Origin of the sequence: uncultured Thermomonas sp. (assembly GCF_937872235.1) — a bacterium.
GTDB classification, from domain to species: Bacteria; Pseudomonadota; Gammaproteobacteria; order Xanthomonadales; family Xanthomonadaceae; genus Thermomonas; species Thermomonas beijingensis.
Genome location: NZ_CALMPC010000100.1, coordinates 16,167 through 27,649, shown reverse-complemented (window position 1 = coordinate 27,649; position 11,483 = coordinate 16,167). Strand labels below are relative to the sequence as shown.

11 protein-coding genes are annotated in these 11,483 nt (G+C 62.5%); 2 read left to right on the top strand and 9 right to left on the bottom strand.

Annotation, left to right across the window (positions count from 1 at the left end):
* Positions 1 to 13: 13 nt before the first annotated feature.
* From QWB57_RS09070 to QWB57_RS09040, 7 genes are all read right to left on the bottom strand, one after another.
* On the bottom strand, positions 14 to 1,210 hold the full coding sequence (locus QWB57_RS09070; RefSeq protein ID WP_288969222.1) for an ABC transporter permease: 1,197 nt from the start codon (positions 1,208 to 1,210) through the stop codon (positions 14 to 16).
* A complete protein-coding gene (locus tag QWB57_RS09065) occupies positions 1,207 to 1,962 on the bottom strand; it encodes an ATP-binding cassette domain-containing protein (protein WP_223628945.1) in 756 nt (251 codons plus the stop codon). Before QWB57_RS09065 ends, QWB57_RS09070 begins: the two co-directional genes overlap by 4 nt.
* A gap of 27 nt (positions 1,963 to 1,989) precedes the next feature.
* Entirely contained in the window at positions 1,990 to 3,543 is a 1,554-nt protein-coding gene (locus QWB57_RS09060; RefSeq protein ID WP_288969221.1) for an alpha/beta fold hydrolase, read from the bottom strand.
* A 45-nt stretch (positions 3,544 to 3,588) separates the two neighbouring features.
* The gene (locus QWB57_RS09055; protein ID WP_223628949.1) at positions 3,589 to 3,786 is read right to left on the bottom strand and encodes a helix-turn-helix transcriptional regulator; all 198 of its coding nucleotides are present in this window, start codon (positions 3,784 to 3,786) and stop codon (positions 3,589 to 3,591) included.
* The gene (locus QWB57_RS09050) at positions 3,783 to 4,379 is read right to left on the bottom strand and encodes a hypothetical protein (protein ID WP_223628951.1); all 597 of its coding nucleotides are present in this window, start codon (positions 4,377 to 4,379) and stop codon (positions 3,783 to 3,785) included. The genes QWB57_RS09055 and QWB57_RS09050 overlap by 4 nt, the downstream gene beginning before the upstream one ends.
* Positions 4,376 to 4,546: a hypothetical protein gene (locus QWB57_RS09045; protein WP_223628954.1), complete on the bottom strand. Its 171-nt coding sequence runs from the start codon at positions 4,544 to 4,546 to the stop codon at positions 4,376 to 4,378. The genes QWB57_RS09050 and QWB57_RS09045 overlap by 4 nt, the downstream gene beginning before the upstream one ends.
* Before the next feature lie 202 nt (positions 4,547 to 4,748).
* A complete protein-coding gene (locus tag QWB57_RS09040) occupies positions 4,749 to 5,513 on the bottom strand; it encodes an FAD-binding oxidoreductase (protein WP_288969219.1) in 765 nt (254 codons plus the stop codon).
* Positions 5,514 to 5,615: 102 nt separating this feature from the next.
* On the opposite strand from QWB57_RS09040, the gene QWB57_RS09035 reads away from it, so the two are divergent.
* On the top strand, positions 5,616 to 6,554 hold the full coding sequence (locus QWB57_RS09035; RefSeq protein WP_288969217.1) for an ABC transporter ATP-binding protein: 939 nt from the start codon (positions 5,616 to 5,618) through the stop codon (positions 6,552 to 6,554).
* Positions 6,551 to 7,324 (top strand): ABC transporter permease, encoded by a 774-nt coding sequence (locus tag QWB57_RS09030; protein WP_288969215.1) that lies wholly within the window; start codon positions 6,551 to 6,553, stop codon positions 7,322 to 7,324. Before QWB57_RS09035 ends, QWB57_RS09030 begins: the two co-directional genes overlap by 4 nt.
* Here QWB57_RS09030 and QWB57_RS09025 read toward each other — a convergent pair.
* Together QWB57_RS09025 and QWB57_RS09020 are read right to left on the bottom strand one after the other, a co-directional pair.
* Entirely contained in the window at positions 7,321 to 10,392 is a 3,072-nt protein-coding gene (locus QWB57_RS09025; RefSeq protein WP_288969214.1) for an efflux RND transporter permease subunit, read from the bottom strand. The two genes, QWB57_RS09030 and QWB57_RS09025, sit on opposite strands and share 4 nt — an antisense overlap.
* Positions 10,389 to 11,471, bottom strand: coding sequence for an efflux RND transporter periplasmic adaptor subunit (locus QWB57_RS09020; RefSeq protein ID WP_288969212.1), 1,083 nt, complete (start codon positions 11,469 to 11,471; stop codon positions 10,389 to 10,391). Before QWB57_RS09020 ends, QWB57_RS09025 begins: the two co-directional genes overlap by 4 nt.
* Positions 11,472 to 11,483: the final 12 nt, after the last annotated feature.

Genomic DNA, 11,483 nt, shown 5'->3' with positions numbered 1-11,483 from the left:
ATCCCGCGTCAGGTCAGGCCGAGATCGCCAACTTTTCCTGCTTGTAGCGCCACACGGCCAGTGCCCACAAGATCGTGGCCAATGCCAGCGAGCTGGCCAAGTACAGGCCCCATTGCTGCAGCGATGCGGCTTCGCCACGGGTGATCTTCTGGATCAACTGGTTTTGCGACAAAAACGGCACCGCGTACTGCCACAGTGCGGTGTCTTTCAGCGGGTAGGCCATCAAGCCATAGGCCGGCAGCATCGGCAGCATCATCAGCCACATGATGTGGCTTTGCGCTTCCTTCATGCTCTTGGCACCAGCGGCCAAGGTGGTGATCAAGGCGGTGCCGATCAATACCAGCGGCAGCAAGGTCAGCAGCAGTTTGCCCATCGCCGCGAAGCTCACATCCATCTGACTGCCGATGCCGCCGCTGGCCAGTGATGCCGACGTTTTGAAGGACACCAGGATCAGCAGCATCGACAGCAGGCCCAAGGATACCGCCGCCAGCATCTTGCCGCCGACCAATGCTGCACGTGATGCCGGTGTGGCCAGCAGTGGCTCAAGGGATTGCCGCTCACGTTCGCCGGCGGTGGTATCCATCGCCAAGTGTGCGCCGCCGATGAAAGCGAAAATGGTCAGGATCATCGGTAGCAGCACGCTCATGAACTGGCTGTTCTTGGCTTCCTGAGTGGCCATGTCGCGGGTGCCCACGCGCAGGGGCGTGGCGATGGCCGGGTTGATGCCGCGGATCAGCAGCCGCATCGCGCCAATGCTGTTGCCGTAGCCTTCCAGCACCTTGGTGACCCGCGCCACTTTGACATCGCCATTGCGGCGGGTGGAGTCGGTGATGATGTCGATTTTGGCTGGCTTGCCCGCCGCCCAGTCCTTGTCGAAATCGGCGTCAATCGCCAGCGCCAGATCTTCCTGTTGGGCCCGCACGCGGGCGTCGATGTCGGCCGGCGCGGCATGAGTGTCGATGCCGTAGCTGGCCAGGAACGTGATCAAATTCGGCGCACGTTCAATGCCCACCACGGGCAGATCCAGGTTTTTTTCCAGTTGGGTTTCGGCCCGCATTTGGGTGAGCTTGCCGATCCCGAGAAACAGCACCGGATACAGCAAGGGCGCGACCAGCAAGGTCAACAGGAAGGTGCGGCGATCGCGCACGAAGTCACGCCATTCCTTGCGCATCACCGTGAATAACGTGCTGAAAAAATGTTGCTGGTTCATGCGTGCAGGCCCTCTTCGCTGCCGATCAAAGTCACGAATGCGTCTTCCAGATTGTCTTCGCCGGTCATCGCACGCAGCTCATCGGGGGTGCCCTGCGCGGTCACCTTGCCGTGCGCGATGATTACGATGCGGTCACACAGCGCGGCCACCTCTTGCATGATGTGGCTGGAAAAAATCACGCAGCGGCCTTCGCCGCGCAGCTCTTTCAAAAAGCTGCGCAGGCCACGCGTGGTCATCACATCGAGGCCATTGGTGGGCTCATCCAAAATGACGTTTTTGGGGTCATGCACCAGCGCACGGGCGATTGCGGTCTTGGTGCGCTGGCCTTGTGAAAAGCCCTCGGTGCTGCGGTCGAGGAAGTCTTCCATTTGCAACGCGGCGGCCAGTTTTTGGGTGCGCTGGGCAATCGCCTGCGCGGACATGCCGTGCAGTTGGCCGAAGTAGTCGATGTTCTCGCGTGCGGTCAGACGCTTGTACACGCCGCGTGCATCCGGTAGCACGCCCAGGCTGCGGCGCACGCGCTCGGCATCGGCGGCCACATCAATGCCATCCACCAGCACGCGGCCGGTTTCCGGTGTCATCAGGGTATAGAGCATGCGCAAGGTGGTGGTTTTGCCGGCACCATTGGGGCCCAGCAAGCCGGTGATCTGGCCGTCGTGTGCGGTGAAGCCGACGTCATCCACGGCGATCACGCGCTGCTTGTCCTTGCCCTTGCCGGGGAAAGTTTTGCGAAGATGTTCTGCAACGATCATTGCGTTGTTCCTTGAAGGTAGGGGCGCTTACGGCGCGGCGCCGTTGAAGCTGGTAAAGGGCTGTGCATAGGCCAACGTGTCCAGGCAGCTGGCGTCCAGGTGTTTGCCATCGGCTTGTTCGATGAACTGCGCAAACAGTTTCGGCATGCAGCCGGCGCCAATCACGTTATGGCCCTGGCCTTTGAGTACAAACAGGCGGCTATTGGGAAGGGTCTTCACCACCTCGCTGCCGTAGCGCGGCGGGGTGACGGGATCAAACTCACCCTCCAACACCAGCGCCGGCACTTGGGTGGCAAGCGCCTTGTGGAAATCCGTCGGCGGAGTGCCTTTGGGCCAGATCTTGCACATCGCAGCCATCCCTTCCGACATGGTGTTGCCAAGCAAGGTGTGGCTGTCTTCCTCACGCGCCACCATGCTGGCCGCGTCTTCGCTGCACACCACCGACAGCTGCATGCCCATCGCCATCGCGTCTTTCATCTCGCCGGACATCATCTTGATCAGCGCCAGCAAGCCTTCGTAGTGGCCGCCATTGGCTTCGTGGATGAGCTTGGGCAGCAGTGAACTTGCCAGTGGCATGTAGGCATACATGCGCACCATGCCGGCCACGCTGTCGGCATGCAGCACGTCCTGCTTCCATTCACCGCTGCTGGCATCGCGATAACTGACGGTGGGCGGCGCGGCGCGCAGTTTGGCCAGCAACGTGTCGAGTTCGGCACGCGGGTCGCCCAAGGCGGTTTTGCACGCAGGATTCTTGCTGCACACCCCGAATTGCAGGGCCAGCGCATCATCCAGATTGCGGGCGAAGATATTGCCCAGCCCCAGCGTATTGGGTACCACCGAATCCAGCACGATGCTGCGTGTGGCCGCCGGGTAGCGCATCGCATATTGCTGCGCTACGCGGGTGCCATAGCTCACGCCCACCAGGTTGATCTGCTTGGCACCGATGGCCTGCCGCACCGCATCCAGATCGGTAATCGCATCGGTGGTGGTGTAGTGGCGCAGGTCGGCTTTCTTCGACAAGGTGTCTACGCAGGCCAGCGCCTTGGCTTGCATCACCTCGGGCGTGGGGGTGCCGGTGCTGCCGTCGTCATCGTCGGCTGCACATGACAACACATTGGATTTGCCGGTGCCGCGTTGATCGACCAAGATCACGTTGCGGTGCTTGCGCACTTCCTTGAACACCGGATCCAGCCCGGGATAGGAGTCCACTGCTGACTGCCCGGGGCCGCCTGCGATGAAGAACACCGGATCGGGCGAGGCAGAGCCATTCTCCGAAGCAGGTACCCACGCGATATTCAGCGCGATCTTGCGGCCATTGGGTTGGCCGCGATCTTCGGGCACTTCAAGGCGCGTGCACTGGGCTTCCAGGGCGTCTTTGCTGAACTTTGAGCTCAAGCTGCAGGGCGTAAATGCCAGCGTGCCCAATAGCGTGGGCTTGATGGGCGCAACCGGTGCGGTGCTTTGCTTGCTGGCAATGGTCTTGCCGGAGTCCGTATCGGGGGTGTGGTGTAGCGTCTTGTAGCCGAACACGGCGACAGCCGCGACGATGGCCAGAACAAGTCGAGTCTTGCGGGAATTCATCGGAAACAACCTCGTTGGATGGTTGTGGTTGGAAAGGAACTGGCGTCAGCCTGCATCAGGCAGAAACACATCTTCGATATGCAGTGAAAACAAGCGGGCGATGCGAAACGCCAGTGGCAAAGAAGGGTCGTACTTGCCGGTTTCCAGCGCGTTGATGGTTTGTCGCGAGACCTCCAGCTGTGTCGCAAGTTCACCCTGCGACCAGCCGTGGGCCTCACGCAATTCGCGCAGCCGGTTGTTCATAGATAGCGCTTGGTGACAAAAAATTTGGCGGCGCCGTAGCACAGCATCAGCAGCGGGAACACCCAGATCATCGCCATCGCGGCATCAAAGTGCAGCACTTTGGCTTTGTCCAGCAGGCCGCCGGCGAAATACAGCACCGAGACCAGCAGGCTGGCGATGCCGATGGCTTCGGTTTCGATCCGCCGTTGCAGTTCGTCGATCTCGCGCAGGTAGCGCAGGGCCGCCCACATCAGCATCAGGATGGCCAGTGCCGGCGATACGGCGATGACGGCGCGCAGCGGGATCGATGCGATGCCCTGCTTGATCACCCAGATCGAAGCAAACAGGGCCAGTGAATAGAACCCCATGATCGGCAGCAGCGCGCGGATATAGCGTTTGCCGGCCGGCTGCGCGTACATCTCGTCGCAATGCTCGCGCCACCAGCGCGGCAACAGCAGCATCAGCGCGGAACCGGCCAGATAACCGGTGCCGATCCCGAGCCAGGTGCTGACGGCGTTCTGCGGCCATTGCAACAGCCACTTGCCGGCCCCGGCCAGGGCAAACGAACCCAGCCCGATCAGCACGAAGCCCCAGATCCAGCGGCGCAGGGTCACGGCTGTTTGTCCTTGCGTGCTTTGGCGATGAACGCGATCCCCAGCCCGATGAAGGCCATGCCTACCCCCAAGAAGGCGGATTGGCCGCTGGCGGCAACCGCCATAAACGCGATCCCGATACTGAGGAAGCTGATTCCGGAGGCTTTCGTGGGGTGTTGGGTTTTCATGTGGTACGCCGTGACTTGTCAAGCTTGCTTGACAAGATGATGCACGCATCAAAAATGGCTTGTCAAGTACCCTTTACAGCATTGCACGGCAAGGGCATGCTTCGGGCAGGGGTGGGTTTCGATGCGAAATCAAGGCGGAGGCCGCGCCAGCGGCCGGGGGACATTCGCGTCGAAACCCACCCCTGCCCGAAGCATGCGGCAGTCATTTGTTGCTGACGTACTTCTCGCGGCGAATCATCGGGATGGGCAAGCCAATCGCTTTGAGCGCTTCGAAATTGGTATCCACCATATTCGGGTTACCGCACAGATAGGCGATGTCGCTGGCCGGGTCAGGCAGGAGTTCGGTTAGCACGTTTTGCACATAGCCGTGGCGCACATCGGCGTGCGCATGCGGGGAATCGGTGGCGGGCAGTTCGCGCGACAAACACGGGATGTAGCGGAAATGGGGGTGCGCATTGGCAAACGCGCGGAATTCATCGCCGTACAGCAATTCCGCTGGCGTGCGTGCGCCTTGCAGCAGCACCACCTGCACGCCGCGCTGCGCCATTTGCTGTTCAAGCTGCGGCAGCATGGCGCGGTACGGGGTGATGCCGGTGCCGGTGCCAATCAGCAGGTAGCGCTGATTGGCATCGTTGGGGTACAGGCAGAAGCGTCCAAACGGGCCGCTGGCCTCCAGCGTGGCGCCGATGTCCAATGCTTCAAACAAAGCGGTAGCGGCGCCGCCGGGCACATAGCTGACCGCGATATCCACTTGCGCGTCGGGCGCGGCATCGGGTGATCGCCCAATGGCGATGGAATAGCTGCGCTTGGCCGTGCTGCCATCGGCATGGTGGAAATGGATCTGGATGAACTGCCCGGGGATGCACGGCAGTGTTTGGTCGTCATCGCGCAGGAAAGACAGATGCGCCACGCTGGGCGCAATCATGCGGCGGGCAGTGAGTTTGATCGGGAAATGGACAATGGCCACGGCGTTGCAACACAGCGTGGCAAGGGTGGTGCCACAAGGCTGCCTATACTACCGGCTTCCTGCGCGGCTCTGAGCGCCTGAGGTCATCCATGAGTGTTGAACATGAGTGCTGAACTTGCAGCCCCCGCGCTGCGCGTGTGCGATTTGCGCAAAACCTACGACAACGGCGTGCAAGCCTTGCACGGCGTCAGCTTGGACGTTGCGCCTGGTGATTTTTTTGCATTGCTGGGCCCCAATGGCGCGGGCAAGTCCACCCTGATCGGGATTGTCAGCTCGCTGGTCAACAAAAGCGGCGGCAGTGTTGCGGTGTTTGGCGTGGATGTGGAGCGCCAGCGCAGTGCAGCGATGCGGCAGGTGGGGCTGGTGCCGCAGGAGTTCAACTTCAACATGTTCGAGAAGCCACTGGATATCTGCGTGAATTACGCGGGTTTCTACGGCATCCCACGCGAGCAAGCGTTGGCGCGTGCCGAACACGTGTTGAAAGAGGCGCAGCTGTGGGACAAGGCGGACAAAGTGAGCCGTTCGTTGTCGGGCGGCATGAAGCGGCGGCTGATGATCGCGCGGGCGATGATGACCCAGCCGAAGTTATTGATTCTGGATGAGCCCACCGCCGGCGTGGATATCGAAATCCGCCGTGGCATGTGGAAGACGCTGAAGGACATCAATGCCGCGGGCACCACGATCATTCTGACCACGCATTATCTGGAAGAAGCCGAGAGCCTGTGCCGCAATCTGGCCATCATCGACCACGGTCGCATCGTGGAGCAGGGGCCGATGAAGTCGCTGCTGGCCAAGCTTGACGTGGAAGGTTTCGTGTTCGATATCGAAGGCGGGCTGCCATCGGTATTGCCGCAGATCGACGGTGCCGTGCTGCTGGCCAGCGATGTGCATACGCTGGAGTTGGACATGCCGCGAGCGATGGATTTGAATCGCGTGTTTGCCGCCTTCGAGGCCGCCGGCATTCGGGTGCGCTCGATGCGTACCAAGAGCAACCGGCTGGAAGAATTGTTTGTTCGCCTGACCGGCAAGGAGGCCGCATGAACACCAATGCAAACCTGGTCGCGCTTGCCACCATTGCGCGGCGCGAAGTGATGCGGATCTTGCGCATCTGGACACAAACCCTGATTCCGCCCGCCATCACCATGACGCTGTATTTCTTGATCTTCGGTGGGCTGATTGGCTCACGCGTGGGCAAGATGGGTGGCATGGATTACATGCAATTCATCGTGCCGGGGCTGGTGATGATGAGCGTGATCCAGAACAGCTACGGCAATGTGTCGTCGTCGTTTTTCAGCTCCAAGTTCGGTCGCTATGTGGAAGAACTGCTGGTCAGCCCGATGCCCAATTGGGTCATCCTGACCGGCTATGTGACCGGCGCGGTGCTGCGTGGGGTGCTGGTGGGCGCAATTGTGTTGTGCATCGCGATGTTGTTCACCCGCGTGCATATCCCGCATCCACTGGTGACGCTGAGTGCGGTGTTGCTGGGTGCCACGATCTTTTCGTTGGCAGGGTTTATCAACGCCGTGTTCGCCAAGAAGTTTGATGATGTGGCGATCGTGCCCACTTTCATTTTGACCCCACTGACCTATTTGGGCGGCGTGTTTTATTCGATCAGCCTGCTGCCGCCGTGGGCACAGGCCGCCACCCACGCCAACCCGATTTTCTACATGGTCAACGCCTTTCGCTATGGCCTGCTGGGGCAAAGCGATGTGCCGCTGTGGATAGCCTATGCCTTGATGTTGGGCTTCGTGCTGGTGCTGGCTGCGATTGCGCTGACCTTGTTGAAGAAAGGGGTGGGCCTGCGCAGTTAAGCCGCCGCAGGCTTGCCCTTGAAGCGCCGCGCAACCCAGGAGCCGGCATCGTCGAGCACGGTGTAGGCGGCGGGGACCACCAGCAGGCTGAGTGCGGTGGAGGTGACAAGCCCACCAATCACCGCCCACGCCATTGGTGCGCGCATGCTGGATTCGCCGGCGAAGCCCAGCGCCAGTGGCAGCATGCCGGCGCCCATTGCAATGGTGGTCATGATCACCGGCCGTGCGCGCTTGTGGCAGGCGTCGATCAGCGCGGCATGCCGGGGCAGGCCATGTTGGTCTTCGGCCATCACCGCGTAGTCCACCAGCAGGATGGAATTCTTGCTGGCGATGCCGATCAGCATCAGCAAGCCAATCAAGGCCGGCAGCGACAGCATGTTGCGGGTGATCAGCAGCGCACCAAATGCACCGGCCGCGCACAGCGGTATGGCGCTCAAAATGGTCAGCGGCTGCATCGGGTGACGGAACAGCAACAGCAGCACCATGTAGATGCAGACGATCCCGGCCACCATCGCCAGCATGAAGCCGGTAAACAGTTCGACGAAGATTTCCGCATCGCCGGTGTTGATGATCGACACCCCTGGCGGCAGCGCTTTCACCGACGGCAGTTGTTGCAGCTTCGCCATCACATCGCCCAGCGGGCGGCCATTGAGTTCGGTGGTCAGGGTGATGTTGCGCTGGCGCTTGTAGCGGCTGATCACCGACGGCCCACTACCATCACGAAGGGTGGCCACCGCCGCCAGTGGCACCGGCCCGCGCGCGCCCGGGACGCGCAATTGGCCCAGTAAATCCGGCTGCGCCAGTGTGGCCTGATCAAAGCCCACGCGGATGGGAACCTGACGGTCGGCCAGGTTGAGTTTGGCCATCCGCTGCACGTAGTCGCCACTGGTGGCGATGCGTGCGGCTTCGGCAATCGCGGTGGTGGACACACCCAGTTCGGCGGCGCGTGCCGAATCCGGGAGGATCTGCACTTCCGGGCGCAGCAGCGAGGCCGACGAGGACACGCTGCCCAGCCCGGGAAGCGTGCGCAGTTCGCGCTCCACGTTCGCCGCCGCCGCGTACAGCGCATCGGCATCGTCACCGGCCAGCACCAATTGCATCAGCTCGCCGGGCTCATTACTCATGAAGCTCAGGCGCACGCCGGGCAGATTGGCCAGCCGATTGCGCACCTCGGCTTCCAGCGTGCGCTGGCTGCGCGAGCGTGTATTCGATGCGCCCCATTCCAGGGTCAGTACCGCGCGCCGCAAATCCGGCAGGCCGCTTTTGCTGGGGTCGCCCAGATTGGGCACCGAACCAATTTGGGTGAACACTTGTTTGAGTTCGGGCATCGGCTGCAATAGGTGGCGCGCCTGCTCGGTCATGCGCTGGGTGTCTTCGATGCGCACCCCGGGTGCCAGCTCCAGCGACAGCATGCTGCGGCCCTGATCGGACACCGGGATGAAGGTGGTGGGGATCAGTGGAATCAGCGCCAGGGATGCCACAAACAATGCACCCGCAATCCCGAGTGTTTTCCAGCGGTTGTGCAGCGCCTTGTCCACCCACGCCAGATAGCGGCGCATCAACGCGCCGCCTTCTTCTGCGTGCGGTTTTGGCTTGAGCAAATGCGCCGCCATCATGGGCGTCAGCAAGCGCGCCACCAGCAGCGAGAACAGCACCGCGGTGGCGGCGGTCCAGCCAAATTCGCGGAAGAATTTGCCGGACACGCCAGGCATGAAGGCCACCGGCACAAACACCGCGGCCAAGGTGATGGAGGTGGCAATCACGGCGGTGCCGATTTCATCGGCGGCATCGCGCGCGGCGTCCAGCGGTCGCTTGCCCATGCCCAGATGGCGCACGATGTTTTCGATTTCGACGATCGCATCGTCCACCAACAACCCGATCACCACACTCAGCGCCAGCAAGGTGATCATGTTGAGGCTGAAGCCCAGCCACGCAATCACGGCGAAGGTGGGAATGATGGACAGTGGCAGCGCAATGGCCGACACCCAGGTGGCGCGCCAATCGCGCAGGAACCAGAACACCACCGCCAGCGCCAACAGCGCGCCTTCCCACAGCATGGTCATCGAAGATGTATATGAGCGCTGGGTTTCCTCGGACATGTCGGTCACTTGCCGGAACGCCACGCCGGGGTGTTGCTTGGAAAGTTCGGCCAGCGCGGCGCGCACGGCATCGCGCACCTTCAACTCATCTGCGCCACGTGAGCGCGCCAGTGAAAACCCCACCACTGGCTTGCCATTGAGTAAAGCCATCTGGGTGGGATCGGCGTTGCCATCGTGCACGGTGGCCAGCGCGTCCAGCCGTGCGTGTTGGCCATTGGGCAGGGCAATCGTGAAGTCGCGCAAGGCCTGCGCATCGGCTACGGTATTGAGCGTGCGCACGCTCTGCTGGCCGCCGTCTTGCTCGGTCTTGCCGCCCGGGCGATCGACCTGCATCGCCGCCAATTGCTGGTTCACCGCACCGGCGGTGATGCCCTGTGCGAGCAGGGCTTGCGGGTTGAGATCCACCCGAATCTGCCGGTCCACGCCGCCAATGCGGGTGACGGCCGCCACCCCATTGACGCCATACAAGGTGCGCGCCACATAGCGATCGACGAACCACGACACTTCATCGGGCGGCATCGACGGCGCATCCACCGCATAAGTCAGCAGCGAGCCGACGATTTCCACTTTCGAAATCACCGGCTCCTGGATGTCCTGCGGCAGGTCCATGCGGATGCGCGTGACGGCATCCTTGGCATCGTTCAACGCTTCCAGCAGGTTGGCGTCGATGCGAAATTCGATCACCGTGGTGGACTGCCCATCCACCACCGTGGAAAACACGCGCTTGACGTGGTTGAGCGTGGCCACCGCGTCTTCCACCTTGCGCGTCACTTCGGTTTCCAACTGCTGCGGCGACGCGCCGGGCTGGGTGATGACCACCGTCACCATCGGAAAACTGATGTCGGGGAAGCGTGCCACCGGCAGTTGCTGAAAGCCCCAGAAGCCGGCCACGCACAGCACGAAGAACAGCATGATCGCCGGCACCGGGTTGCGGATGCCCCAGGTGGAAAGGGTGCCACCGCCGCTCATGGGGCGCTGCCGCTGGCCGCGACGATGCGGATCAGGTCGCCGTCGGACAGGAAGCCGGCACCGGTGCTGACCACCTGCGCGCCGGCCTTCAGCCCGCTGCGGATTTCGACCCTGCCGCCTTCGAGACTGCCCGGTTCAACACGGACACGCGTGGCGTGTTTGCCATCGCGCACCACAAACACGTAGGCATGGCCATCGCGGCGCAGCACGGCATTGGCCGGAACCACCAGCGCCGTGCCCTGCCCGATCAGGATCCTGCCCTGCACATAGGTGCCCGGCTGCACATGTTTGGGCTGCGGCAAATCCACATAGGCGGTGCCGGTGCGGCTGTTGCTGTCCACGCCGGGTGTGACGGCGCGCACGCGGCCTTGCACGCCGCTGCCGTCCAGAATCACGTTTTGCCCAACCTGCACCTGCGCCAATTGCGCTTCGGGCAGATCGGCGCGCCATTCCAACCGGCCTTGGCGGATCAGCCGCAGCAGCTCGCTACCGGCACCCACCACTTGCCCGGGTTGCACCAACCGCTTGGAAATCAGGCCGGCATCGGGGGCACGCAGCTCGGCATAGCTGCGACGCAGCGCGGCGGCATCGCGCACCGCACGGGCAGTGCCCAACTGGGCCTCGGCTTGGGTACGTGCGGCGCGCAGTTCATCCAGTGCCATTGCGCTGATGTAATGCCCGTCCACCAACGATTGCCCGCGGGTGTATTTCGAACGCGCCAACTCGGCCCCGGCTTCGGCCTGCCGCAGCGCGGCGGTGGCCTGCGCCAGATCGCTGTCCAGGCTGCGATGGTCCAGTTCCAGCAGCAGTTCGCCCTTGCGCACCTGCTGGCCCACGTCCACATGCAGCGCGGTGACGCGCAGGCCGGACAGTTCCACCCCCAGCTGCATCTCTTCCCACGCCGCCACCGGTCCCGAGGCCGGCACGCTGCGCGACAGGGTTTGCAGTTGTGCCGGCACCACGCTGACCGCTTGCGCAGACGGGGCTTGCTCGCTGCGGTCTTGTTTGTGGCAGGCGGTGGTGAGCAGCGCCAGGCAAAGGGCAAGGCCTGACACGACAAGGCGAGCGGAAACGCGCATGCGCAAACATCC